Source organism: Cellulosilyticum sp. ST5, assembly GCF_046529625.1.
Taxonomy (GTDB): domain Bacteria; phylum Bacillota; class Clostridia; order Lachnospirales; family Cellulosilyticaceae; genus Cellulosilyticum; species Cellulosilyticum lentocellum.
Window position 1 is genome coordinate 3,320,013 of record NZ_CP132338.1, and the last position, 25,609, is coordinate 3,345,621.

Annotated in this window: 22 protein-coding genes; 2 read left to right on the forward strand and 20 right to left on the reverse strand. The window is 34.7% G+C overall.

The genetic code is table 11. From position 1 onward, the window contains the following. Positions 1 to 54: 54 nt before the first annotated feature. The 3 genes from QTL86_RS16165 to QTL86_RS16175 form a co-directional block, all read right to left on the reverse strand. On the reverse strand, positions 55 to 1,554 hold the full coding sequence (locus QTL86_RS16165; protein WP_410495430.1) for an ABC transporter substrate-binding protein: 1,500 nt from the start codon (positions 1,552 to 1,554) through the stop codon (positions 55 to 57). Between the two features lie 217 nt (positions 1,555 to 1,771). Beyond that, complete coding sequence (locus QTL86_RS16170; RefSeq protein ID WP_410495431.1) at positions 1,772 to 4,003, reverse strand: glucose PTS transporter subunit IIA; 2,232 nt, start codon at positions 4,001 to 4,003, stop codon at positions 1,772 to 1,774. After that, positions 3,987 to 4,214, reverse strand: coding sequence for a hypothetical protein (locus QTL86_RS16175; protein ID WP_410495432.1), 228 nt, complete (start codon positions 4,212 to 4,214; stop codon positions 3,987 to 3,989). Before QTL86_RS16175 ends, QTL86_RS16170 begins: the two co-directional genes overlap by 17 nt. 237 nt (positions 4,215 to 4,451) lie before the next feature. Here QTL86_RS16175 and QTL86_RS16180 point away from each other — a divergent pair, with 237 nt between their 5' ends. Then, entirely contained in the window at positions 4,452 to 5,069 is a 618-nt protein-coding gene (locus QTL86_RS16180) for a hypothetical protein (protein ID WP_410495433.1), read from the forward strand. A gap of 247 nt (positions 5,070 to 5,316) precedes the next feature. On the opposite strand, the gene QTL86_RS16185 is transcribed toward QTL86_RS16180, so the two are convergent. The 10 genes from QTL86_RS16185 to QTL86_RS16230 form a co-directional block, all read right to left on the reverse strand. Beyond that, a complete protein-coding gene (locus tag QTL86_RS16185) occupies positions 5,317 to 5,910 on the reverse strand; it encodes a VanZ family protein (protein WP_410495434.1) in 594 nt (197 codons plus the stop codon). A gap of 295 nt (positions 5,911 to 6,205) precedes the next feature. Continuing rightward, positions 6,206 to 6,823 carry a class I SAM-dependent methyltransferase gene (locus QTL86_RS16190; protein WP_410495435.1) on the reverse strand — a complete coding sequence of 206 codons (618 nt, stop codon included), beginning with the start codon at positions 6,821 to 6,823 and terminating at the stop codon, positions 6,206 to 6,208. 151 nt (positions 6,824 to 6,974) lie between these two features. After that, positions 6,975 to 7,751: an N-acetylmuramoyl-L-alanine amidase family protein gene (locus QTL86_RS16195; RefSeq protein WP_410495436.1), complete on the reverse strand. Its 777-nt coding sequence runs from the start codon at positions 7,749 to 7,751 to the stop codon at positions 6,975 to 6,977. A gap of 124 nt (positions 7,752 to 7,875) precedes the next feature. Beyond that, positions 7,876 to 8,157: a DUF503 domain-containing protein gene (locus tag QTL86_RS16200; protein ID WP_013655353.1), complete on the reverse strand. Its 282-nt coding sequence runs from the start codon at positions 8,155 to 8,157 to the stop codon at positions 7,876 to 7,878. Between the two features lie 103 nt (positions 8,158 to 8,260). Next, positions 8,261 to 8,980, reverse strand: coding sequence for a YdcF family protein (locus tag QTL86_RS16205; RefSeq protein WP_410495437.1), 720 nt, complete (start codon positions 8,978 to 8,980; stop codon positions 8,261 to 8,263). Positions 8,981 to 9,046: 66 nt separating this feature from the next. Then, positions 9,047 to 9,622 carry a class I SAM-dependent methyltransferase gene (locus tag QTL86_RS16210; RefSeq protein ID WP_410495438.1) on the reverse strand — a complete coding sequence of 192 codons (576 nt, stop codon included), beginning with the start codon at positions 9,620 to 9,622 and terminating at the stop codon, positions 9,047 to 9,049. Positions 9,623 to 10,659: 1,037 nt separating this feature from the next. Beyond that, positions 10,660 to 12,414, reverse strand: coding sequence for a glycoside hydrolase family 13 protein (locus tag QTL86_RS16215; RefSeq protein ID WP_410495439.1), 1,755 nt, complete (start codon positions 12,412 to 12,414; stop codon positions 10,660 to 10,662). Next, complete coding sequence (locus QTL86_RS16220) at positions 12,414 to 13,250, reverse strand: sugar ABC transporter permease (protein WP_013655349.1); 837 nt, start codon at positions 13,248 to 13,250, stop codon at positions 12,414 to 12,416. The genes QTL86_RS16215 and QTL86_RS16220 overlap by 1 nt, the downstream gene beginning before the upstream one ends. Before the next feature lie 3 nt (positions 13,251 to 13,253). Continuing rightward, positions 13,254 to 14,147 carry a carbohydrate ABC transporter permease gene (locus QTL86_RS16225; RefSeq protein ID WP_127065387.1) on the reverse strand — a complete coding sequence of 298 codons (894 nt, stop codon included), beginning with the start codon at positions 14,145 to 14,147 and terminating at the stop codon, positions 13,254 to 13,256. 22 nt (positions 14,148 to 14,169) lie between these two features. Beyond that, positions 14,170 to 15,429, reverse strand: coding sequence for an extracellular solute-binding protein (locus QTL86_RS16230; protein WP_127065386.1), 1,260 nt, complete (start codon positions 15,427 to 15,429; stop codon positions 14,170 to 14,172). Positions 15,430 to 15,739: 310 nt separating this feature from the next. Between QTL86_RS16230 and QTL86_RS16235 the strand changes: the two genes are divergently transcribed. Continuing rightward, positions 15,740 to 16,762 carry a LacI family DNA-binding transcriptional regulator gene (locus QTL86_RS16235; RefSeq protein ID WP_410495440.1) on the forward strand — a complete coding sequence of 341 codons (1,023 nt, stop codon included), beginning with the start codon at positions 15,740 to 15,742 and terminating at the stop codon, positions 16,760 to 16,762. Between the two features lie 127 nt (positions 16,763 to 16,889). Here the strand turns inward: QTL86_RS16235 and QTL86_RS16240 are convergent, their stop codons facing one another. The 7 genes from QTL86_RS16240 to QTL86_RS16270 all read right to left on the reverse strand — a co-directional run bounded on the left by QTL86_RS16240 (position 16,890) and on the right by QTL86_RS16270 (position 25,604). Next, positions 16,890 to 18,674: a zinc ribbon domain-containing protein gene (locus QTL86_RS16240; protein WP_410495441.1), complete on the reverse strand. Its 1,785-nt coding sequence runs from the start codon at positions 18,672 to 18,674 to the stop codon at positions 16,890 to 16,892. A gap of 13 nt (positions 18,675 to 18,687) precedes the next feature. Next, positions 18,688 to 19,080, reverse strand: a complete 393-nt coding sequence (locus QTL86_RS16245) for a zinc ribbon domain-containing protein (protein WP_410495442.1) — start codon at positions 19,078 to 19,080, stop codon at positions 18,688 to 18,690. 83 nt (positions 19,081 to 19,163) lie between these two features. Further along, entirely contained in the window at positions 19,164 to 21,482 is a 2,319-nt protein-coding gene (locus tag QTL86_RS16250) for a zinc ribbon domain-containing protein (RefSeq protein WP_410495443.1), read from the reverse strand. Positions 21,483 to 21,688: 206 nt separating this feature from the next. Beyond that, the gene (locus QTL86_RS16255) at positions 21,689 to 22,501 is read right to left on the reverse strand and encodes a formate/nitrite transporter family protein (RefSeq protein WP_127065381.1); all 813 of its coding nucleotides are present in this window, start codon (positions 22,499 to 22,501) and stop codon (positions 21,689 to 21,691) included. 62 nt (positions 22,502 to 22,563) lie between these two features. Continuing rightward, positions 22,564 to 23,046 carry a cyanase gene (gene cynS / locus QTL86_RS16260; RefSeq protein ID WP_013655341.1) on the reverse strand — a complete coding sequence of 161 codons (483 nt, stop codon included), beginning with the start codon at positions 23,044 to 23,046 and terminating at the stop codon, positions 22,564 to 22,566. Between the two features lie 199 nt (positions 23,047 to 23,245). After that, positions 23,246 to 24,607: an MATE family efflux transporter gene (locus QTL86_RS16265; protein WP_410495444.1), complete on the reverse strand. Its 1,362-nt coding sequence runs from the start codon at positions 24,605 to 24,607 to the stop codon at positions 23,246 to 23,248. 328 nt (positions 24,608 to 24,935) lie between these two features. Continuing rightward, entirely contained in the window at positions 24,936 to 25,604 is a 669-nt protein-coding gene (locus QTL86_RS16270; protein ID WP_013655334.1) for a potassium channel family protein, read from the reverse strand. Between the last annotated feature and the right edge of the window lie 5 nt (positions 25,605 to 25,609).

Here is a 25,609-nt window from a genome sequence, read left to right on the forward strand (position 1 = left end):
TTTTTTATATCCTCTTTATTTCTCAATAACCTTGAAAGTATTTATGTAATTGCATTAGTTATTTATCTTATTCTTCATTTTCCAAGCATTTAACTGCTTTTGCATCTCAGATATAATATCATCTACTCCTGCTGCCTTAAGCGCTTTTTTTGCCCTTGGTAAATCCGTTGTGACATCTCCAGCTCCCAGTAGTATAGGGCGCACCTGTTTTTCCCATATTAAATTACAGTTTTCAATTTGAGTATAAACTGGATCTGGATTAAAAACAAAACCAATGGTTTTATCTATTTGTGCTTGTTCATTAAAGCTTTGCATCTCATTTATAAACTGGTTTTCCCTTTCATTAAAAGCATAATTTAACATCTGATTCCCAAAAGCCCAACCAAGACCTGGATTATACGCTCTCTCCTCTTCCCCAGCTTGAATAATATTTGTCTTGCCCTTGACCTTAATATAATGTTTACCTTCTATACCAAAGTTTAGAAGATTATTTAATGCTTTATCGGTATTAACCAATTCCAAGAACATCAGTGCTCTTTCAGGATTATTAGAGGTGGCAGAAATCGCTTGCATAGCACCTGTAGAATTCTTTGTACTCATAACAGCTTTAGTTAGGGGAATAGAAATGTATTCATACCCACTTCTAGCCTCTGCGTAATATGCTTTGCCTGGATATAACTCAGTTAGGCTACAAAAGATTTTTCCATACATTTCGTCTATAACATAATTTCCTCCTTCAGCTACTTCTTTACTTATAAAACCTTTTTGCACATAACTTTGCATTAATTTCATATAAGCTATCATTTCCGGTGTTTCTAATTGATTAATTACCTTATAATCCTTTGTATCGTAATAAACTCCACCAATCCATGTACTTGTTTGGCTAGTTACTTCACAGCCTAAGCTTCTCATATTTAACATCTCAGAAGGAGCTTCTACTGACCTCGGGTCTAAAACATACATTGAAGGTTCCTTCTTTTTTATTATTTCAAAAAAGGGCTCCATATCTTCTAATTTTTTTACCTTTGATGAATCCATATTGTATTTCTGAACTAGATCCTTTCGAATTAATAGCCCATACTGAGTGGCCTTCTCTTTATTACTAGGAATGGCATAGCAACTGCCATTAACATAGGTTCCTTTTAAATAATCTTCTCCTAATAAAATAGTAGTTTTAGGTGCATAGGTAGGCAATAAGCTATCAAGAGATATAAAAGCACCTTGTGATGCACGAATATAATAATTATTGCTCCAATTACTAGTAAAACAAATATCAAATTCTTCTGCAGAGTTTATCATCTGTTGCATTTTTTTATCATAGTTCGTCCAGTCATAACATCTAAGCTTAATGCTACAATTAAGCGTTGTATTTTTAGCAATATACTCATTAATAGCTGTTTCGACCAATGCTGTATCCTTTTCTTGCCCATTACCAACAAAATACCAAGTAAGTTTGATTGGCGGTAGTTGGGTTGAAACTTCCTCACAGTAAGCCGGCATTGTCAATACGATAATCCCCATTATTAACACAAATACCTTCATTATCTTCTTCATTGCATCTTCCCTTTTCTTAATTTACTTGCTCTATTTTATTTCATCTCCACCTATATTATAATTTATATTCTATAAATTTCAATACAATTTATTCAATTCAAAATATTCAATACTAATATTAACTTTTATAAGTTGATGCATAGAAAAAAATAACAAAAAAGGTAGCTTATTATTCATAATATGCTACCTTTTTTAAATCTATAAAGTCTCTATGCTGCTACTTCTCAATAACTACTCTGCCCTTCATCTTAGCATCTACAGGACCAATTTCTGATAAACTTATCTTTTCATCATCTTTTAAATTCGGAAATACAATTGGTGTAATCAGTGATGGCACCTTATCCACAATTGCATCGATATCTACTGTAAGCAGTAAATCTCCTGCTTTAACTTCTTGTCCCTCTTCTACATGAGTTGTAAAGCCTTCACCCTTAAGCAAGATTGTATCCAGCCCAAAGTGCATCAGCACTTCATGTCCCTTTTTAGTTTGAATAACGATGGCATGCTTACTTGGGAATACCGTAAGAATGGTTCCATCTATAGGTGCATAAAGCTTACCTTCCGTTGGCTTAATAGCAAAGCCTTGTCCCATCATTCCTTCAGAGAATACAGGGTCTGGAATTTCTTTTAAAGTAAGGAGCTCTCCCTTCATAGGTATGAGTAAACTCTCAACCATCTTACCATGTCCATCACCCTTGGTCATCTCAAAACTTGCAGACTTAACTGGCTGGCTCTTTGATATTTCTTCTTGTACACTTCCCATGGCGATATCAATATCTTCTGGTTTAACACGGCCTTCCATAATATCTAAAATGTCATTCTTAATATTATCTGATCGTCCACCAAAAATAGCTTGTACATTGTCCCCTACTTCTAGTACGCCTGTAGCTCCTAAAGCTTTTAAAGCCTCTTTATCAACTTCATTTTTATTATGAAGCCCAACACGAAGTCTAGTAATACAGGCATCTATATTTTTGATATTTTGCTGACCACCTAATGCTGCTAAAACTCTAGCAGCTAATACAATGCCTTTTGCTGCACCTTTACTGTCTTCGGTAACGCCATCATCTTCATCTTCTCGCCCAGGTGTTTTTAGATTAAGCCTTCTAATAAAGAAGTCAAAAACCAAATAATATATTGCAAAGAATACAATACCTACTACTATGATGTAATACCACCTTGTAGGTACTCCTGCTCCTGCTGGAAGTAATCCAAAAAGAGCAAAGTCTATTAATCCTCCCGAGAAAGTCATCCCAACAAATACATTTAAAAGGTCCATAATCATATAGGATAATCCTGCAATGACTGAGTGAATTGCATATAAAATTGGCGCTACGAATAAAAAAGTAAATTCAATAGGTTCTGTAATACCTGTAACGGCTGCTGTTAAAGCTGCTGATGCCAGAAGTCCTCCGACATAAGCTTTCTTTTCCGGCCTAGCATTCTTGTACATAGCTAGTGCCGCTCCACCTAACCCAAAAATCATAAATGGGAATTTACCGGCCATAAAGCGTGTTGTTCCTTGAACGACTTGTGCCATAGTGGCTGCATCCGCTCCTACTAAAGCCGACATATTAGAAAGCTGTGCAAAATAAGCTGTGTTAGCACCATCTACAATAGTTGTTGCACCATTTGGTAGGAAGACTGTTCCTTCTACAAAGGCTGTATACCAAAATGGTGTGTAAAAAACATGGTGAAGTCCTACTGGAATTAGACCTCTTTCAATGGTTCCGTAAAGGAAGGTTCCTAGTGCTCCTAATTCATTAACCCATTTAGCAATAACAGCTATACCATTTTGTACAACTGGCCATATAAAGGATAAAATAACCCCCACAACAAGCATAACTACTGCAGTCACAATAGGTACAAAACGTGATCCTCCAAAGAAGCCTAGGACTTGTGGCAGTTGAATTTTATGATAGCGATTGTGCAAAATGGAGGCTATAATACCTGCAATCATACCACCAAATACCGAGAGGTTAAGTGTAAAAATACCCAAAGTTGTACTTACATAAGAGCTATACTGCGCTGGTGTATGATCGGGTGTTAATATACCTAAAGGCGTAACACCTAGTCCTAGCATCGTTGAAATAGCTGTGTGCATGATAATGAAACCAACTGCCCCTGCTAATGCCGCTGTTCCCTTATCTGAATTAGCTAAGCCTACCGCTATTCCTATAGCAAACAGCAATGGCAAATTTCCAAATACAATATCTCCTACATTTCTCATAACGGTTAAGGCAACTGTTACACCACGTAGATTAATAAAAGAAATTAACCCCTCATAAATAGCAGGTGGATTTTCTAAAGCCGCTACATTAAGTAATGCACCACCTACACCTAGTAAAATACCTGCGGCAGGCAATAATGCAATAGGAAGCATAAAAGCTTTTCCTACTCGTTGCAATATTCCAAAGGCATTGCTCATCCTATTACTTTCTTGCTTCATTTTTTTCCTCCTTAATATCTTGTTGTCTTATATTCCTTACATCCGCTAATCTTTTTTGCTCTTTAGCCTTCTTTTTAAAAACATAACTGTAGGCTAAATACACAATTAATACTACGATTGCTATAATAGCTGCTACGGCAAGCCAACTATCTTCTGTAAGGGGACGAAGAGGCAAACTTAGCAACAAGGTTTCTATTTTTAATAATCTCATTTAAATTTTTCCTCCTACATTTCTAGCAAAGTACTTTATCTGAATTAGTATGTGTTAATTTATTTCAATATATTTATGATATGTACTTATTTGTCTTTCTTCTTCTACTTTGATTTATATTGCTACAAATCTTCATTATTTCCCGGAAAATAGGCTATAACATAGCATTTCTATCATTTTTAGTTTAAAATAATACTATCTTGTTAACGCAGTTTACACAAAAAAGGAGTATCTTGTATGAAAAAATTCAAAAAATTAACTTTATTGTTTTGTATAACGATCTTTTCATTTCAATTAGTTGCTTGTAATAAAGAAGTCCCAGCATCTTCTACTGAAGCACCTATTACTTTTGAAAAACAATATGAAGAAGGCGTCTTAGATACCTTTACTAATCCACACGGTACTTTCTCTATTGATTTACCAAAAGAATGGCTACAGGACGCTAGCGCAGGTGTAGATACCATTCTAGCTGCTCAAGATGAATCCATGCCTATTAGTGTGATGATTACAAAATATAGTAAAGACTCTTCTCTTCTTGAAGATATTAAAGAAGATACACTCGATGCCTTTATCAATCTCTATGAAGAAAAAGGTATTCCAAAGCTATTAACTATGGTAACTCCTTCTCCTTTAGAAGCAGTAAGCCTCGATAACTTTCCTAATGCAAAAGGATACGAAATAGTCTTTGCTGAGGATGATATTAATAACAAAGGCTATTATCTTTACACAGAAGGTAAAGATGCTTTTTATGCTATAACAATCAGCGGCAAGGCTGCACTTTATGATGAACACATTTCTAAACTCAAAGGTACGCTTAATACTCTCAAAGAATTCGAAATCCAAAGCATTGACTAATACTAAATCAAGGGAGTGTCACGAAATGCATAAACTCCCTCTAAAAATGAATATTAACTTTACTAAATAGTAAAAGGGCTATAAAACGAGTATGTAACCTCTCATTTTATAACCCTTTTATTCTTGAATATTTATAAATATTAATGACCTCATAGCACATTTATTTATTTATTTATTATTTGCTACTTGAACTGCTTCATCTTGCTAGTAGTATACTATTAAGATATGACACATGAATTGTACAAGGTTACACCTGCTTTTTCTTAGATAACTTTCCACGCAAAAATTTATAAATACCATATAAAATCTTAAATACTATATATCCAATCCCTGCTCCTATGGTATTGAGAATAACATCATCAATATCTGTCACACCAGTGCAAAGTATGTATTGCAGTATTTCTATAGATGCAGAAACAATTGCTCCTATAAGCATTACTCTTTCTGGTTTTCTCTGACTTATAAATAAAGCAGGTACTAAGGCACCTAAAGGTACAAACCATATAAAATTCCCAATGACATTATAAAATAAATGCCACCAAACACCCTTGACCGTCCAATTCCATAGTTCTACCATAGGCGTCATATTAACTCTGGTATTTCTAGCTATCATATTGCTTATATCCCACCCAATACCTCCAAAACGTAAGGCTGTAATTTGATATAAACATAACAAATAGAAAATAAACAGTATGACTGCTATCTCTTTCTTCCAATTTTTTATAGGCCACCTTCCCTTACGACGTAAGTACATTCCTCTTATAAACATAATAGGTATGAAAAATAATGTGGCAACAATAAATGTTACATATACATATCTAATAATCTCATCGATTGCCATTGTATTCTTCTCCTATCCTTTATTCTTACTAGATGTAATAGCCTACCACCTAGCTTACACTCTATGTTTAACGACTCTGTTTTTCAGTATAAACTAAAATCTACTTAAATTAAAGTATAAATAAATGCTATTTACACTACTTATCCACATTTTTATAGCATTTCTCATTTTAGGTCGAACATATATTCTATCTTATCCACATTTTCTTTGATTTTATCCCAAATTTGTGAATAACTCTGCATAAACTAAAAAAGCACCTCCTCTTAACCACAGCGAGGAGATACCTTTTATATCATTAGTTTCTTTTATCGCCTGTTGCAATAAAAGTATTACCAGTCACTTTTGTATAGTTAACAAAATCAAATCCACTCTTGCTTAAAAACTCCTTTACTTCATCTTCAGCATAAATTCTTAAGCCTCCATCTTTACTAAGAGGATTAAGTAGATTTTTAACAGCTCTTAGAGAACTTGCTGTACAGAAATCACATAAAACAATTTTTCCCCCTACTTTAAGTACACGATACATCTCTCTTATCATAAGCTGAGGGTTTGTCGTGTATCTCAAAATATCACTTCCCACAACTACATCAAAACGTTTATTTTCAAAAGGTATCGCTTCTGCATCTCCTTGGATAAGTTCCACTCTCTTTGGTAATTTATCTCTAGCTACTTTAAGCATTTCTTCTGAAAAGTCTACACCAACAGCCTTTACTTGTGGTTTACGATCTAGGATTTCATATAACAAACTTCCTGTTCCACATCCCACATCTAAAACGGTTTCAAACCGAATAGGCATTAAGGTATTTAGCATATACGGATAACTTTGTTTAGCAAACTGACTTGCCTTGCTATTATCGTATGCACTTGCCTCATGGTCAAAATTACTTTTTATTTTCTCTTTATTTTTATCCATAACCGCCCCTCCTTACCTATCAAATTACTTGTAGGATTTAATAACTCCTCTATACTATCTAATCTTACTCTGAATTATGGAAATTAAAAAGGTGTTTTTTGATTTTTCATTAAAATTATACATATTGCATAAACTCATTTGGAACTAATAACTATTTAAGAAGTTTTTCTTTTACGTTAATAAGCACTTGCCTACACCACTCAGCCTTGAATTTTTCCTCATCCCAAGGTTCTCTGACTTTAATACAATCCTTACTCACCAGAAAATCAATTGTTTCCTTATAGCTAGCACAATCATACTTCTTGCCAATTCGTTCTATCATTTGCTTTACATAAGTTAACTTCATTGTTTTAGTGTTGCTCCATATTTTTAAGTCAAGCTGTATACCTGCACTAATAAGCGCCTTAACTACATCAATCAGAACTTGATCCTCCTCAAGTATATCCAGCACCTTCTTTACATCTTCTTTGAGCTGCTTCCATGCAATAGGATGCTCTACATAGTATTTAGGACATATCTTACCAGTTATATCATAGTGCCTTAGAAGTGCTTCTTCTGGGTTCAAACCATAACGCCTACAAATATTAGCACATAAACTAACCAAAGAAACATAAGTAGCTGAATTAAACTTGCCTCCTTGATCTGGATGGCAATTCTCAATACCTATACTATAACTATTGGCTGGACCTGCATGATAAGCTAATTCACTTTCTGGTATGCACTGAATAATCTCTCCCTGAAGTCCTACAATATAGTGGGCACTTGCATAAGTATTTCCCTCTTTTAAGCTTTCAAAATAATCACAATTTGCCATAGCTGTGTTACCTGGATTACCTACCCAGTGAATAACAATATGAGTAACCTTCCTTAGTAGTTTTTGAGGCCTGCTATATGCATTTGGCGTAAGTAGTACTTGTGTAATTTTCATTTCTAATCCCCCTTAATCAAAATCAGCTTTCATTCTTTATATGTGATAGCTCGCTTAATGTCTTGTCATCACTTGTTCCTTATATAAAGCTTTTCTGAAAGTATTTTTTTTGGGGAGGCCGGACCTATCTTATTTCTCTCGTAATATCTACAATCTCTGCCTCACAATTTTCTTCAATGAAGTCTAAAATGTGGTCCATGGTACTATCACAGTTAGCAGTATGCGCTGCAATCATAGCAATACCTATAACAATAGTCTGATGAATATCCTGCTCAGCTATTTCACAAACTGATACATTGAATTTGTTACGTAGTTTGCCCATAATGCTTTTTACAATCATACGCTTTTCTTTCAAAGAATGTACATAAGGTGCGTGAAGTTTGATTTTAAGTATTCCAACTAACATAAGATGCCTCCTTCTTGTTGTGACAAGGCCTTGGCTGCCTTTACTTTATCATATGCCAAAATGTCAAACTTGACTCACTAAAACCTTTTATCTTCTTATGAATCTAAGTTATTATTTCCTTCATCACTGCGAAAAACTCTCTAAAATAATAATTAGGAATCAAATAGAAATAGCTTTTAGCCCCTATTCCACCTACTTTTCTTCCCATATCACTAGCAATCATCCTTGCTCTTAAAACATGAAAACGGTTGGTTACGATACTAATACTACTATTTGTTTTTATCTCATCAATGATTGCAAAAGAATATTTTAAGTTCTCATAGGTGCTAGTAGACTGATCTTCTAAAATCAACCTTTCTTCTTCAATCCCTTTTTCCACTAAATAACGCCTCATTGCTTCTGCTTCGGTCATGATTTCATCAGGGCCTTGGCCTCCTGATAACACCGCTTTAGTTTGTGGATTAGCCATCAAATAATCATAAGCACTCTCTAAACGATATTGCAGTGTCATAGAAGGTGCATTTCCCCTTACCTGTGCCCCTAATATAATAATAAAGTCACAGGCTTCACCTGGTACACTCTTAAAACCTGACCATACAATAAAGCTTTCTACCCCCATAAAAACAAGCATTCCCATAGCGAAAAGAACTTTTATAAACTTTATCCCAAAGCATTTATTAAAAATTCTTTTAAAAGAAAGTAGAGTAGCCACTATCCCTACACCTAACCATACAGGTACCATCCCTGCTGCTCCTCCAAACACAAATAATATTATAATTTGTAGTAAGGAAAACACTGCTAAACTTCTAAAAAAATAAATCATACCCTTCCCCCCTTTAAGAATAAATGATCCATAACATTAAAGAAGAGAATGATTTTCACCATTCTCTTAAATCTTTCTAGCTAAAATATTAAGCCATTTTTCATTTGTACGTTCTGGCCTTATATCATTACTAACATGCATTTCTTCTATTTTAAAACCAGCTTCTATAAAAAAGCCTTCTGCCCTTTCTTCTTTTAAGTCTAGGAAATGACGACCATTTCTTTCTCCTTCAAAGTCCCCATATTTAAAAGAAGCATAGAGAACCCCATTTGGCTTTAGATGATAAGCACATCTTCTTAGTACCGCTGGTAATTCTTCACTTGGTACATGTAAGAGAGAGGCACTAGCCCATATCCCATCAAAATTAAGTTTAAAGTCCATATCTTGAAAACGACAATAATACACTGACTGGCCTATGTATTCTCCAGCAAATTGACACATTTCTGCGCAGGCATCCATTGCCACCACATAATAGCCTAATTTTTTAAATGCTAAGCTATCTCTGCCTGAGCCGCAACCTGCATCTAAAATAACACCGCCCTCTGGTACTAACTTTAAAAAAGGTTCATAATGCATTTGCATATCCAAGTTAACTGTACCAGCTAAAAATTCCTGTGCATGTTCATTGTAATAACAACTCATAGACGTCCTCTTTCTATTTTTGATATTTACCTATTAACTGTTTTTCTTTTGTCTCCTACTGTATACTAACTAGTTTCCATTGTTGCCTCATTTATATTACCTCTTTTTAGTTAATCACTATTTTGAAATAAGGTCAAGCAGATAAATTAAAATTTGTCTTGGCGTTTATGAGAAGTACGTCTGAGAGAAAATGAGTGGGTATGGGTGCCTTCCGTTGTTCCGGTTCACATTTTTTGAAGCACTAAGTTCACTTATTTAGATGAACGGCAGAACTCACTTCGTTCAAACAGCTGCCTAAAACCCATCTAAAACGTTCACTAAGTGCTTCTAAAAAATGCTCCCAAGTCACTACTCCAGGCACCCATACCCACTCATTTTCACAAACGTTGTTGACCTCATAAACATCCAAGACAGTGAAGCAGCGTGGAAAGAAGGCGTAACGACAGTTAAAAAATACTCGAAGCCGAGGGCAGGCGCCCAAGGCAATAACGTATAAAGCTTCCCATAAGTCTATTTTGCCAAGAAGTAGCTCTGTAAGGAAGCTAGGGAGCCTTACAAGCATTATTGATCTCTTAAGTGTTCAAACCCCTAAGTGCAAAGTGCAGAAAAAAGATAATAACAAGTTTTATTTTTTCTTGAAAACACTTAATGGAGGCGACTTTACGCGTTATTGCTGGTAGAACTGAGAGAGGGTGGCTGCCTGACGGGGTGACTTCGGAGTATTTTCAGTAGGCACTTAGCGAACGTTTTGGATGGTACTTAGCCCACGTGCCCCCGGGAACCGAGTTTGTGGGCGTTCATCCAAAAAAGTGAGCTTAGTGCCTACTGGAAATGCGGAGCGGAACCACGATAGGTAGCCACCCTCTCTCAGTTCCGCCCATATAGCCCGTAAAGTCCCCGACAAATTTCTATTTAAATAAGGAAGTTAATTACTAAAAAATAGGGAGAAGGAATACTGTAGATATCAAAATAAGCATTTCTTTCCTTAGTAAAAGGACAAAAATGCTTATTTGATGAAAAAGGGGATATGTTATGTATTAGCACTGCTTAAGTACTAGACCTTCATAGGCTTTAAGGTTAAGACTTATGTGCCTAGAGTTGTTTTCTGTAATAGTTTCAGGATTGCCAAATGCCACCTGCCACTTATTATTTTCTGCTGGGATAGTGTAGGTAGCCTCATTAGGAGTGTTCGCTAGGATTACCCAAAAACGTTCTGTTTCCTCCCTACGTTCAAATACATAGAGACCTTTTGCTTCATCCACTATAATCACCTTGAAGGTACCACTTGTAAAAGCCTTGCTACTTTTTCTTAGGCTAATAAGCTCTTTATAGTAGTCTATCATTTTTTGCTCTTTAGTATTAGGATGCCATATCATAGGTTTTCTATATTCCAGTTCTTTTTCGCCACTTATTAAGAGCTCATCACCATAGAGAATAGAAGGAACACCGACAAAGGTAAGTAAAAATAAAGCTGCCAAGCTTAACTTTCTTTCATCCTCTTTAGCATAATGTAAAAAGCGTGGTACATCATGGCTATCTATTAAATTCATTTGAGCGTAGGTCACTTGTCTTTGATATCTCATGAGCATTTGATTAATGCCATAGTTAAAGGCTGTTACACTCATACTCCCTTTAGCAAAAAATTCACGGCAAAGATTAGTGAATCGGTAATTCATAGTAGAGTCAAATTGTTCTCCTTGAAGCCAAACTTCTGAATCCTCCCAGATTTCTCCTATTAAGAAGGCATCTGACTTAATGGCTTTAACTGCCTTTCTAAAGGCTCTCCAAAAGTCATGATTAACCTCGTTTGCTACATCTAATCGCCAACCATCAATGTCAGCTTCTTGTAACCAATAGGTTCCCACCTTGCAGAAATAATCAATAACTGCTGGATGCCCCGTATTTAGCTTAGGCATTTCTTTTACATATGCAAAAGCTTCATAGTTAGGAGGTGTTGTAAACTCTATAGGAAATTTCAAGCTATAAAACCAGTCTTTATAAGGAGACATTTCTCCTTTTTCTAAAACATCCTTAAACGCAAAGAATTGGGCACCACAATGGTTAAATACACCATCTAAAATCACCTTTATCTCTCTTTTATGACAAGCTGCTACCAGTTCCTTTAAATCTTGTTTCGTTCCAAAGCAAGGGTCCACATCAAAGTAATCCATAATATCATACTTATGATATTCCCCTGCCACAAATATCGGATTTAAATAAATACAATTAATTCCTAACTCTTCTATATAATCTAAATTTGCCTCAATCCCTTTTAACGTTCCACCATTCAGTGTACTAGAACGTTCTTTTAAATGATTCATCTTCTCTATTGGCTGCTGAGCAATACTACCTTTTTCTGTAGCAAAGCTATCTGGGAAAATCTGATACATGACAGCATCCTTTGCCCAATCTGGAATAATCGCCATATCTTCTCTTCTAATGTATGGGAATTGAAAATATTCAGTGCGATCTTCTCCTGGCTTTTCTAGAAACTGCTGTCCATAATAGTAATAATGAGTACTTTCATCCTCTAAATAAAAGTAATAGCACACTCTTGTATAATCACTTACTAGCTCTGCTTCATAATAGTCAAACAGTGCATCACTAGCTACTTTCTTCATTGAAATTGAGAAAACCTGTATAGGATTAGTAGGATGTACTCTGTCTCCATAAAATAGTTCACATCGTCTTACATCATTCTTTCCCGTCCTTAACCTAATTACTAGCGTACGTTCTGTTAAAGCAAAGGCATACTGAGAAAGAGGGATATGCATAATAGCTTCTAGTTTCATTAGTATTTCACTCCTCCCGCTGTTAACCCAGATACTAAGTACCTTTGGATGCCAAAGAAAATAAGTAACGTAGGTATAGATGTCATCATAGAACCTGCCGCAAATACTGGCCAGTTTCTAGTGTAGTCTGTTCCTTGAAGTGAATATAAACCTGCTGCCAAAGTATATTTATTGGCATCACTTAAGAAGTTTACGGCATAAATATATTCATTCCAAGTCGTAATAAAAATCATCATAGCTGTTACAATAATAGCCGGCCTAGCTAAAGGAAGTACTATACGCGTGAGTATAGTAAAGTTACCAGCTCCATCAATCATAGCAGCTTGTTCTATATCTACAGGAATCGATTCAAAATAACCTTTTAAATTCCAAATACTAAAGATAATCATAGCTCCTGTATATACAATAATAAGCCCCGTATAACGATTCATTAATGAGAAGGTAGTAAACAAACGATAAATAGCTACCATAGATAACACAGAAGGAAATGCATTTAGCAAAAGTAGTGCAAATAAAGAACTACTTTTCCCTTTGAACTTCATTCTTGTATAAGAATAAGCTGCTGGTAATGCCACTCCCAAGGCTACTATTACTGTACTTACCGTTAAGATTAAACTATTTTTAAGCCAAGTCAAAAAAGGCTTTTCAAATAAAATAATACGATAGTTATTTAAAGTAGCTTGGTCCGGTATTAGCTGAAAATGTGAACTTAATAGGGAATTGGAGGATTTTAGAGATACAGAAATGGTATATAAAATCGGAACCAAGAAAATAAGACAAATGATAATAAGTACAATATGAGTTCCTATGTGATAAGTTTTCTTATTAATCTTCATCTATTAATCCCCCTTCCTTAAGCTGCGCTGATTAAGTAATGTTAAAATCACAATAATGATAAAGATAATCACAGAAAGTGCTGAGCTATAACCATAGTTATTAGTAATAAAAGCATTTTCATAAGCATAGGTAATGATCGTATTCACATCTGCTCCTGTTTTGGCTCCAGTTTGCATTGTCATCAAGTATACGATATCAAATTGTTTAAAGGTTACAAAAGCAGTCATAATAATAGCTGGCATAACCAAAGGTTTTAATACCGGTACTGTAATATAAATAAGCTTCTGCCATTTATTAGCACCCTCTATTTCTGCGGATTCATAAAATCCTTTATCAATTCCTTGTAAACCACCATAAAACATTAAGATCATATAAGGCAGTGCCATCCATAAGTTAACAAAAAGACAAGAAATAAAAGCTATTAAATCTGTATTGAGCCAACCTACTTTTCCAAGTCCTAGCTTTACTAGGACTTGATTAAGTAGACCAAAATCATTTTGGAACATACCAAACTTCCAAATAAGTGCTGATATATAAGTAGGCATTGCCCAAGGTAGCATTAAAAGCGTTTTATAAACTCCCTTTCCTCTCAAACCTTCTGTATTAAGCAAAAGAGAAATACCTAGCGCAATCACTATTTGAAGTGTAAGATTTAAAATTGTCCATATAATTGTTCGGATTAATGCCGCTACAAAACCACCATCTAACACTGCGAAGGCTTTCAAATAATTAGTAAATCCTATAAAACGATAATCCTTCCAGTGCCATATATTCATATTGGTGAAGGATATAGCTACAGTATAGATAATTGGAAAAAATACAATAATCCCAATGATGAGCCAAGCAGAGCTAATGTATAAATAAGGCCCCACTTTTTGTTTAGAATTTTGCTTCATGCTATTCCTCCCCCTTTATTAACTATTGCATTGCTTTTATTTGATCTAAAGCTTCTTGTTGTGCTGCATCCATAATTGGCTTAGTACCTCCGCCACTCTTATAAATGGCAGCAAGTGCATTCTCTGTACAAGACCACATAACATCCATTTGAGGAATATTAGGCATTGGTACTGCATTTTCTGCACATTCCTTTAAGGTCATGATAATATCACTACTTTGAATCTCGGTATTGTTATAAGCCTCTTGATGAGCTGGTGCTGCTCCATTTTTAAGAGCAATAGCTTCACTTAAATCCTTTTGACATAAGAACTCAAGTACCTTCTTACCTGCTTCTTTATCTTTACAAGTAGTAGAAATCATAATACCTTGAACACCTGAATAAGGTTTTAATGCATTCCCATTACTACTTACGGTTGGCAGTGGTGAGACCCCAAGGTCAATGCCTGCATCTTTTGCGCTTGCTACGAACCAAGGACCATTCACAATAGAAGCTGCTTTACCTTCCAAGAATAAGGTGGTTACTGTATTCCACTCACCATCAGTTGGCATGTATTGTACAAATTGTTTATGATAATCAATAGCTTCTTCCATTTCTGCTGTATTAAGACCTGGCTGTGCTTTATCATTAATAATACTTGCTCCAAATGCATGAGCCCATGCACTAAAGTAATAAGCCGTGCTATGTTGTTCTACAAAGCCATAAGAATCTCCTGTTGTTTTAGATTTAGCAAGCTCTAAAAGTTCATCAGTAGTAGTTGGTGCCTTATCTAATAAAGCTTTATTATACATAAACATAAGTGTTTCATAGTAAGCTGGGATTTGATAATGTTTACCATTATAAAGGCCTGCCTCTGCTGTCATTGGTAAGAATTTATCGTAAACACTTGGATCTAAGTAATTATCTATACTGTCAATAATATTCATTTCTGCAAACATGCCAATTTTATCATGAGCATACCAAATAAAATCCGGTGCATTGGATGGGTCTGCTGCACTAAGCTTTAAAGCTTCTGTCATATTTTCTTTTCGGACTACATTTACCTTAATGTCTGGAGCTAATTGATCTAGTTGTTCTTGAAGTACACTTGCTATTCCCTCTTCTGTTTCATGCCATAAAGTCAGTTCTACCGGTGCTTTTGTTTCCTCTGTTGGTGCTACACTTGCCTCTGCAGCGTTAGTAGGTTCACTACCTGTTTCCTTTGCAGTTTCCTTTCCACCACAAGCAGTTAAGCTCATAGTTATCATAAGTAAAGGAACTAACATTTTAAATTTCTTTTTCATTTTTACCCCTCCATTTTAGTATAATGTTTTCCTTGTTTTTTCTTAGGACTAACTAATAACCACACTTGATAATCCTACATTTTCAAAAGCAAAACTTATGATGCATAGAATATTTTTAAGAAAACGTTTTCCTTATTGATAATTTAGTTATACCACTCACTTTAGTGAATTGTCAATATATTTTAGATAATTTTCTTTATTTCTTAGTAAAATTATCTATATTTTCACATTAGTTTGACCGTAACCCTTGTATATGCTATACTGAATACCAAGGAAAACATTTTCCTATTTTATATAAGGAGACTCTCATATGTCTAAAATTACAATTAAAGAGGTCGCTAAAGCGGCTAATGTTTCCATCTCTACTGTATCCAAGGTAATGAGTGACGCTCCTACGATTTCAGATGCAACCAAAAAGCGAGTACGTGAAGTAATGGAAGAGCTCAATTACTATCCTAATATCATCGCCCGCAGCTTTGTGCAACAAAGCTCTAAAAATATCGGTATCGTTATGGAATTAAAGCGCCACTATGCTTTTTTAAATTCACATATTTATGAAATACTAGGCGGAATCGAGTCTATCTTGAGTCAAAATGGTTATAGCCTCACCTTACTTAACCCTTCTTCTTTAGGAGAGGGCTTAGAACCTTACGAAAAAATCATCCGTGAAAAGCGCGTAGATGGTCTCATTATACATGTAGCTAACCTTAACAAGGCTCTTTGCAAAAAGATGGATGCTCTCCATTTTCCTTATGTGGTCATCGGACAGCCAGCCTTTGAATCCAATCTTTGTTGGATTGATATTAATAACAAAACTGCTGGTGAAATAGCTGCTGCTCATTTACTAAGCGAAGGCTACACCAGACCTGCCTTTATTGGTGCTCCTCACGAAGATCACTTTTCTCATAATAGACAAATGGGTTTTTGCTCTGCCTTAGAGAAAAAAGGCCTTATTATCGACCCTGAGTATATTATGGAGGGCGAAACCTCTATCGAAAATAGTGGCAATATGATGAATGCCCTACTCAATTTACCCTCTCCACCAGATAGTGTAGTTTGTCTTAATAACTTCGTAGCTTTCGGTGTTATTCAGGCTATCAAAAAAAGGGGGCTTAAGATTCCTGAGGATGTGGCTCTTATTTCTTTTGATAACTATCCATTATCTATGTTTACAGAACCTCAGCTAAGCGTCGTTGATAATGATGTATTTGAATTAGGCTCTCATGCGGCTAATATTTTGTTAAGCAAAATAGCTAATCCTAATTTACAAATGCAATACAGCATGCTCCTTCCTAACCTTATCGTTAGAGAATCTAGCAGAAAAGTAAACTAGCAAAAAAGACATTGTAACAAGGTCTATACCTTATCACAATGTCTTTTTTATCTAATGACCTCTATGCATACTATGTCATTCTCTTTAAATCACAAAAACCAGGTAATACATCTCTAGATCATATCTTCTAGAAATCAAACATATCGAAGAAATTATTTTCTAGTTCTTCTCCTATGTAATCTACTGCATCTTCGGCAATACCCATGATGGAGTAATTAATATCATAAACATCAAATTTAACAACAAAAAATACACAAAATACCCCAACAGTAATCCATAATACCACTGGTTTAAAAATATTCATAATCGTATCAACAACTGGTACCTTAAGACTAAGTAGCCAATACATCACCATAAACAAAATACATGTAATCGCTGCAATAATCATCGCATTTACTATAAGAGAACTATTTCCTGATTTTAGCACGAAACTATATTTCCCTCTGTCCATCTCAAGCATATCTCTATAATAACTATTAGTAGCTTGAAGATTTACACTCATTACATAACCCGCCATCTTAGATACCATTCCAAAACAAAAACCTAAGCCCAAACTCACTAAAGCGGATTCTTTAAACGCTACCTTCAATTCTAAATCTCTATCTTTAAAGAATTGATATGCTGCTGCTAAAATCATACAAGTAGTAATAATCACTGCTACAATCAGCCACCACTTCATAAAATTACTCATTTGTTCTTCCACGCCATACATCTCATACTTAATATTAGCCAGTGTCATCTTCAGCTTAATCACTGAATCTGAATTTACCACTACCTCTATAAGATCGAATCGTCCCATTAGTATTACTGAGATAAAGATTCCTGTCAAATATAAGATACCTACCAAAACAGCTAGTAAACTTGCTCCTTCCGGCATTTCTCCTACTTCCATAAGTACTTTTATCATTACACTAGTTGCCATCACAAAAGCAAACCCTACTACAATGAAAATAAGCTTTCTAATGATAGTCAAAATTGGACTTTGTTCATTAACCCCTTTACTTTTTATAATAATTTGTAATGTAAAGAATGTTATCATAAACACCATGAAGAAGGTAAAAAGCAACTGAATACCTGAGCCTACCTTAAAAATATCTTCTGGAGAACCAGAACCATAGCTATAGCCGTAAAGCTCTCTATAATTAGTACGTACGGATTTATTGAGAAGCATTCCTCCTAAAGTTACTACAACCCCTGTTATAGCAGCTATAATACCATTTCCAGATAAGGTCCTTTCCTTGCTAGATAATTTAAGTCTAATTTTTTCACTTATAATAAGTACAATTACTCCTAAAATCATGCCTACAAAAGGAAATGCAGCAGCTACTGTTCCCTTAATACCACCCACAGAAAGTACCCAGTTGACTTTTCCACCAAACAACATACTATAGGTCACTAAACTAAGATTACACACTGTATTAAAAAGATTTTTCTCTAGTGCACTTTCAAAAGTATATCCGCTATATTGACTTTCAAAGATAGCACTTTTTACCCCTGTACCTATCAATAAACTTAACACTATCGCAATTGCTACTACGATAACAGAAAACAAAAGCCCTTGTTTTACCCACTTTACAGCTTCAGCAATTGTAAGCTTTTCAAAATTTAATTTATCTAATTTTATATTCTTTAAAGCTTCTTTACCTGGGAGTACATTTTTAACTGAAGCCCCTGTTTGTTTAAGCTGTTCCATTGTTTTGAAACCACTTTTTATTTTTGCCTCTACCTTTACACTACTTTCCCCACAAGCTTCGCAATATCTTCCCTGTACTGCCGCACCACAACTTCTACAGAAATTAAAGTTTGTTTCTACTGCTTGTATTGGAAGTGATCCTTGTTGCACTCTTGCCCCGCAATTACCACAGTATTGATTGGATTCCTCTATTTGTTTTCCACATTTATTACAAAACATTTTGGTCTCCTCCCTATTCTGCTGATTTTTCTAAACTGAAGTGACTACTTTGTTTCGTACCACATACTACGCAGTAGTTTTGTTCTGCTTTCATTGGAGTGCCACAACAATGACACTTAGCTATATAAGCTGCAAAATATTCCTTAACTGCAAAGCCACATTTACTACAGAACATAGCATCAGCTTGTAATGCTTCATGACACTGAGGACAACAACTTATATCCACAGCATTAGAAGTTTTACTAATTTGAATATCTGCTTTTTTGATTTCTTCTGATAAGCTTCTTAATTTGTCGGAAATGGTCATACTTCCCCCACGTACTAAATTGTGTGTTTCTTCCCCTAACGCTACTAATAAATTCAGGCGTTTCTCCTTTAATTCATTCATGTTTAACCCTTGTTCCATTTTACTTCCTCCTTATTTTTTACATCTCTCATATACCTTAAATTAATACTATCCTAAACCCTATTGATAAGATACTGGTTTTTTTATTGTTGGATTGGTAACCATCCATAGTCATTATTACCTTGGTAGGTATAGCTAATCTCTACCCAAATAACCGAAGTATCATAGTCAATGTGATAGTTAGTTACTGGCCACGTTTTATCTTTATTCGTATAAAGGGTTGTTTGTGTACTATAATCATAAGTCGTATAAATATATGTATTGGCTGGTATAAAGGCCCCATAATTGTAATAACCTTCAGCTGTAGACTCAAGCGCTTCTCTTCTTATCCTTTCTGCTTCTGCAGCTTGTCTTTCCTCTGCAACTCTTGCTTGTTCTTCAAGCTTTTGATTAAAGTCATCTTCAGAAATATTCTCTAGAGGATACACATATCCAGCTCCTACTGTTATTGTAAATGTGTCATCTTCTAATTTATTAAAGGTTATTTCATCTCCAAAGAAATTAGCTAAATAACTATCATCAACTAATGTTGCATCTAAACTATATCTTCCATAGGAATTGTACTTCGGATATACACTGCTCAATCTCTCTCCATCTGTATAAGCTATAAATTCGCCATCTTCTTCTATTTTAATAAGTGTTTCTAATTCCTCACAAGCATAGTATCCAACCAATTCTTCATAGCTCATTTTGTGTTCATACTCTAAATCATTAATGACAAAGGCATCATATACGTTTATGTCTTCTAATATAACCTCTTTACCTTTTTTAGTATCATAACGCATTAAGCTTACTTTTTCTTTTACATCTACTGTTTCTTCTGTTAGATAAGTAATATATCGACCAAACTCTGATATAGAATAATCTTCACCTAATTGGTCTGTAATTAAAATAGCTTCTGGCAATGCTTCTAGCTTTTCTATGTTAACTCCCTCTTGAATGAAAAGTTCACCTTCAGAAGTCATATAATAGACATGTTCATTAAAAGCTTCTTCAAACATGACACTACTATCTATTTTTTCCTTCTCATCTTCCCTTAATAAGTATAAATCATCATTTATATCTCTGGCTACAACACTTTTCCCATTAGGACTTACACTATAATTTACAACATCTCCTAATAGTTTATTAACTTCGCAATCATCTATCACTTTTTCAAAATAAGTTCGATCTGCAAGCGCCTTCTTATTTATCTCCGGCACATCTATGCTATAAAGCTCATCTTCAGTATTTAAATAATATACTTTATTTGCATCTTCACTATAAGTACACTCTTTAACCTTATCAACTAATTGTACTTCTTCTTGACCTGGAAGTTTAATATAGATTTGCTTCACATCATCCAAATCCTCTGATGCATTAAATAGTACAGCTTGGCTTTCCTTTATATAAAAAGCATTCCATATATCCACAGCATTATGATTTAACTTTTCTTTTTCTATTCCATCTTTAGTTTCTCTATAAAGATAACAAGTTGGATTATAGAAGTCATTGGTTGCCAAGAAATAATAGTCTGAATCTAATATATTGAAACCTACAACATCAGTTGCTATTCTATTTTTTTCTGTACGATTAACAAGCTTATAAAACTTTTTATCATTATCTATGTAATAAAAATCATCTGTACTTGCATCATAATATACAGCTTCACTCCAGCCCTCTACAAGTAATTCCTTGGTGTCTTTTTCTGTATCATAAATATAAGTGTTTTGATCCCCTGAAGATGTATTTTCTATAAAAATAATAAACCTACTTGTTTCTTCAAAATAATAATACGAAGAATCTTCACTTATAACCTTGGGTTTCTCGCCTAATTTAGCATACTGTAAGCGGTCATCTTCATCTAAGTAAACGATATCGCCAGTTTTAGGAGAGACAATAAAAGAATCTAAGTCGAATCCCTCACCTAACTTTTTCTTTTCTTCTCCTATTTTTTGAGTATACACATCACCATAGTTTCCTGATTCCCACTGTATGAAATTGACACCAAAAACAGTATTAGGATCATAGCTTTCTTCATAAGTCTTAGCTTGATTTCCTGTGTTCTGTGTTAAATAAAATGCGCCTACTCCTATTCCTGCCCCTCCAACAACTAAACCTAACAAGATAGCAGCTATTTTTAGTTTACCTTTTTTCTCTTTTCTTTCTTCTTCCTTAGTGGTAGCCTCAGATACTGCAACTCCTTGCTCGGACATAGCAAGTTCACCAGGCTCATTAGTTACGGCTACAGTCTCTGGTTCTCCAGATATTTTAGTTTCACTTTTCACCTGCCCCTGTACCTGAGTAAGCTCCGATTCTTTAGCTAGTGTAATTATAGCTTCCTCTGCTTCTAGCCTTTTACCACAATAGACGCAGAATACATAGCTATTATCATTTTCTTTACCACAAAATCGACACTTCATCCTATCCCTCCATAAGTTTAGTAAGCTTCCTTTTTTCGACAATCACCTAATATTATATCAATTCTTATAATTTTTGTCACTCTTACCAAACTAAACAATAGTGCCATTTCAATTTTTTCTACATTTTTCTACACGCAAAAAGAAAATACCATAATAGTAATCTATTCATCACCATTATGGTATTTTCTTTTTGTATATAGAATACATTATCTTGCAACATTGGCTTCTTCAACCACTACCCCTTTTTTCTGAGAAATAAACCAGTAAGGAAGTGCTACGAATATAGCTCCACCCAATATATTACCTATAATAACTGGAATAAGGTTAGAAAGATAACCGCCCCAATTTACAGTCTCTGTCGCATATGGTGAAAAAATGCCTAAAGCCAATAAAGTCATATTAGCTACACTATGTTCTAAACCTATACCTATAAAAGCAAATAAGCACCACCAAATCATAATTAATTTACCTGATTCAGATTGTAACTTCTGTGCACACCACAAAGATAAGCAGACACAAATATTACAAAGAACACCTCTAAAAACTAGAGCCGAAAAAGACGGTGCAATTTTCCCTGCGCTCATAGTTACCACAAATTTGCCAAACACCTCTCCATCTAAAAGTCCAGTGAGTTTCATAAGATATGCAATAAGCAATGAACCACAAAGATTCCCCAGTATATTAACACACCATACATAGATTACCTCTCCCCATTTAACCGTTTTCTGCAAACCACCCACAGTTAAAAACAAGGTGTTTCCTGTAAACAAATCACAGCCACACATTACTACTAATGATAAAGCAATCCCGAAGGAGGCACCCATTACCAGCTTTGTTAATCCACCTAAGTATTCGCTATTTGCAATAGGAGCACCTATGGAAAAAATAAGTGAAATACCTAGCCCTATAAATGCACCTGCAAACATAGAATAAATAAAACATTTAATAAAACTTTCTTTAGCAAAATCAACTTTTACTTTAGCTAAATTTGCTATTTTATTTATCGTTACTAGTTCCATACTTTTCCCTCCTATATGATAAACTCAGCTAGAAAATGTTTTCTACCTGAGTTATAAGTATTTTACCAAGGGTATTTACCTTGCTTACTGTAAGGCAGTAACTTACCATTCCAAGTAATGATAACACGGTCTCCCTTTGGATCTTTTTGAATATCCACATCTATCCCAAAATCAATGGCACTCATAATACCATTTCCACCCTTCTCATGAATAATCTCTTTGATAGCTGGACCATATGTATCAAGTACCTCATGTAATCTATATAAGATAGGGTCTGTATTTCCTTTATAGGGATGGTTGTTTAATACACCCACAGTCTCCATTGTTAAGCCTAAGGCTTCAGCAATTTTAGTACAATACTCTTCCGGAACCCATTGTTGTCCCTTTAAGGCACTTGTAAGCCAAACCTTATTAACGCCTACCTTTTCTGCTAATGCTTCAAAAGTTAAACCCTTTTCTTTCCTTGCTTTATCTATACTTGCTAATTCCTCTGCATATTGAACTCTTTCTAAATAATCAGCATTTGACATTGGCATCATTGACATAACCATTCCTCCTATTAGCTCAAGATTAATTTATTTCATCGTTGGCCAACGAACGAAAAAATGGCAATGGTATCCAGGATTAACCTAGGCGCCATTGCCATTTGTTACGTTTAGTATAGTCTCTCTTTTTTCAAAAATCTATATATATTTTTTACAAATTTATAAATAAATCGACATATTTTTCTATTAATTTTTGATTTTATGCCGCATGCAAAGCACGAGGTTCCTTTAAAATATTGAGCTGACCATCCACTTGTTTTTTTCTAATGATAAAGAAAATTACAAAGGTAATCATTTCTGCAACAGGCAGCACTAGCCATACCCCTAATTCTCCCCATAGTTTTGGAAGTATTAAAAGCAATATAAAGATTAGCCCTATGCCCCTTGTAAAAGACATAATTCCTGAATAAATAGGTCTTTCCAAGGACTGAAAATAATACATAAGAATTGTATTTAATCCCATAAAAGAAAAAGACATTAAATAAGTGCAAATAGCAACCTGTCCTTGCTTAATAATATGTATATCAGAATCCACTAACCAGGCTGTTATTTGTCCTGAAAACAGCCCTATAACAATCCAAGTTATAAGACCCGCCACTCCAGCTACCCACATGGCATAACGATGAGCTACTTTAACCGTATCATATTCTTTAAGCCCATAATGCATGCTGACAATAGGCTGACTAGCTTGTGCCATTCCTCCAAACATGCCTTTTGCAATAAAGGCTATATTAGAAACAACACTATAAATAGCTACCGCAGTAGCTCCGCTAATCTTCATAAGCGCTATATTAATCATAAAAATAGTCATGCCTGTAGAAATCTCTAATATACAAGCGCCACCACCATTATTAAACATTCTCTTAAAGAGCTCTTTATCCCAAAAATCTTTAATGAAACTTACGGAATTCTTTTTTAATATGAAATGGAACCATAAAATCACCATACTAATAGAAAATCCAATAGCTGTAGCAAGACCAGCTCCAAAAGTACCCATCTTCATTGGTATAATAAATATATAATCTAAGGCAATATTAATCAAATTCCCAATAATACCAGCTATCATTACCAATTTAGGGTTACCATCGCTTCTTACTAATACTGTCAAAACACCACTAAACATATAAAATAAAACACCCCAAGCAACTGGTTTTAAATACCCTACGGCGGGTTCTAAAATCTCTTTATCAGCCCCTAAGATAGTAGCTACGGGTTTAACAAAAATAATGCTTAGTACCATTAAAATGCTCCCAATAATGCCTATACTTACAACAGCCATGGTTAAAACCTTACTAGCTGTTTTACTATCTCCCTCTCCCTTGCAAATAGTCATTGTAACCGAAGCACCTACTCCGATTAAAATGGCAATACACGAATAAATCGTGAAAATAGGTAGCGAAATATTAAGAGCTGCTAACCCATCACTCCCTACACCTAAAGATACAAATAAGACATCCGCCAAACAATATAAGCTATAAGTTACCATTCCCACGACAGTAGGTAATAAGTAGCTTAAATAGCTTCTCCAAACTTCTTTATTAGTCTTACATACTGCTCCCATATTACATACTCCTACTCTACAAAATACTCCAAAATTTTACTCACCAGACTATTGTAGAACTTCGTTTCATCAAATTCAAGCTTATCTTTTTATAAATTCAACCCCACTACTTTTATGCAAGTAATGAAAATGCATTCTTTTTCAAAATAAAACGGTCGATTTAAGAAGTGGCTTATTGCTTCTTAAGTCGACCGTTTCTTTATTATTTTATAGAGGAGTGTATGAAAAAGTAATATTTCTTACTTGTTATTAGTCTACAGTCCTAAAGTGATGGTTTTATGATAAGTTAGTGTTTATTATTAGATTTTTTATAAAACCCTAGAAATTTTTAGTGATTCTCAAATTCTTCTATGCTTTCTTTCTTACCAATCACAATAATAATATCATCCTTTGAAAACTTATACTGAGGGCTAATTTCTGTAACAATATTATTCCCTTGTTCAATAGCAATAATATTAAGATTATACTGTTTACGAATATCTAATTGTCCAATAGACTTATTAACCCATTTATCTAATATTTTTATTTCGGAAATTTCTATACCACCATTTAAGGAAAGGTAGTCAAGTACATTAGCAGCTACTATTCTCTTAGCTACTCTTAAGGCCATATCTCTTTCCGGATAAACAACTTCCGCTCCAAGCTTCTCTAGTACACAGCCTTGTTCATAGCTAACAGACTTTGCAATAACTTTAGGTACTCCTAAACTCACTACATTTAAGGTGGTTAAGATACTGACATCTATTTTCTCACTAATACACACAACAACTACTTCACAATTCTGAATACCTGCCTCTTGTAAGGTTTCTTTTGTGAAATTATCTACTACAAAAGCATATTCTGTGTAATTTCTAATTTCTTTAATCTTAGCTTCGCTCTCATCAACAGCTAATACTTCCTTACCTAGTTCACAAAGTCTCTGTGCTAGTGCCATTCCAAATCTACCTAAACCAATAATACCTATTGCTCCATTTTTCTTATTTAAATTATTAAACATCGCCT

What these genes read in the sequence shown, in the direction of transcription:
- QTL86_RS16165 (WP_410495430.1), bottom strand. Translation starts at nt 1,554, where the DNA reads ATGAAGAAGATAATGAAGGTATTTGTGTTAATAATGGGGATTATCGTA.
- QTL86_RS16170 (WP_410495431.1), bottom strand. Translation starts at nt 4,003, where the DNA reads ATGAAGCAAGAAAGTAATAGGATGAGCAATGCCTTTGGAATATTGCAA.
- QTL86_RS16175 (WP_410495432.1), bottom strand. Translation starts at nt 4,214, where the DNA reads ATGAGATTATTAAAAATAGAAACCTTGTTGCTAAGTTTGCCTCTTCGT.
- QTL86_RS16180 (WP_410495433.1), top strand. Translation starts at nt 4,452, where the DNA reads ATGAAAAAATTCAAAAAATTAACTTTATTGTTTTGTATAACGATCTTT.
- QTL86_RS16185 (WP_410495434.1), bottom strand. Translation starts at nt 5,910, where the DNA reads ATGGCAATCGATGAGATTATTAGATATGTATATGTAACATTTATTGTT.
- QTL86_RS16190 (WP_410495435.1), bottom strand. Translation starts at nt 6,823, where the DNA reads ATGGATAAAAATAAAGAGAAAATAAAAAGTAATTTTGACCATGAGGCA.
- QTL86_RS16195 (WP_410495436.1), bottom strand. Translation starts at nt 7,751, where the DNA reads ATGAAAATTACACAAGTACTACTTACGCCAAATGCATATAGCAGGCCT.
- QTL86_RS16200 (WP_013655353.1), bottom strand. Translation starts at nt 8,157, where the DNA reads ATGTTAGTTGGAATACTTAAAATCAAACTTCACGCACCTTATGTACAT.
- QTL86_RS16205 (WP_410495437.1), bottom strand. Translation starts at nt 8,980, where the DNA reads ATGATTTATTTTTTTAGAAGTTTAGCAGTGTTTTCCTTACTACAAATT.
- QTL86_RS16210 (WP_410495438.1), bottom strand. Translation starts at nt 9,622, where the DNA reads ATGAGTTGTTATTACAATGAACATGCACAGGAATTTTTAGCTGGTACA.
- QTL86_RS16215 (WP_410495439.1), bottom strand. Translation starts at nt 12,414, where the DNA reads ATGAAACTAGAAGCTATTATGCATATCCCTCTTTCTCAGTATGCCTTT.
- QTL86_RS16220 (WP_013655349.1), bottom strand. Translation starts at nt 13,250, where the DNA reads ATGAAGATTAATAAGAAAACTTATCACATAGGAACTCATATTGTACTT.
- QTL86_RS16225 (WP_127065387.1), bottom strand. Translation starts at nt 14,147, where the DNA reads ATGAAGCAAAATTCTAAACAAAAAGTGGGGCCTTATTTATACATTAGC.
- QTL86_RS16230 (WP_127065386.1), bottom strand. Translation starts at nt 15,429, where the DNA reads ATGAAAAAGAAATTTAAAATGTTAGTTCCTTTACTTATGATAACTATG.
- QTL86_RS16235 (WP_410495440.1), top strand. Translation starts at nt 15,740, where the DNA reads ATGTCTAAAATTACAATTAAAGAGGTCGCTAAAGCGGCTAATGTTTCC.
- QTL86_RS16240 (WP_410495441.1), bottom strand. Translation starts at nt 18,674, where the DNA reads ATGTTTTGTAATAAATGTGGAAAACAAATAGAGGAATCCAATCAATAC.
- QTL86_RS16245 (WP_410495442.1), bottom strand. Translation starts at nt 19,080, where the DNA reads ATGGAACAAGGGTTAAACATGAATGAATTAAAGGAGAAACGCCTGAAT.
- QTL86_RS16250 (WP_410495443.1), bottom strand. Translation starts at nt 21,482, where the DNA reads ATGAAGTGTCGATTTTGTGGTAAAGAAAATGATAATAGCTATGTATTC.
- QTL86_RS16255 (WP_127065381.1), bottom strand. Translation starts at nt 22,501, where the DNA reads ATGGAACTAGTAACGATAAATAAAATAGCAAATTTAGCTAAAGTAAAA.
- cynS (WP_013655341.1), bottom strand. Translation starts at nt 23,046, where the DNA reads ATGTCAATGATGCCAATGTCAAATGCTGATTATTTAGAAAGAGTTCAA.
- QTL86_RS16265 (WP_410495444.1), bottom strand. Translation starts at nt 24,607, where the DNA reads ATGGGAGCAGTATGTAAGACTAATAAAGAAGTTTGGAGAAGCTATTTA.
- QTL86_RS16270 (WP_013655334.1), bottom strand. Translation starts at nt 25,604, where the DNA reads ATGTTTAATAATTTAAATAAGAAAAATGGAGCAATAGGTATTATTGGT.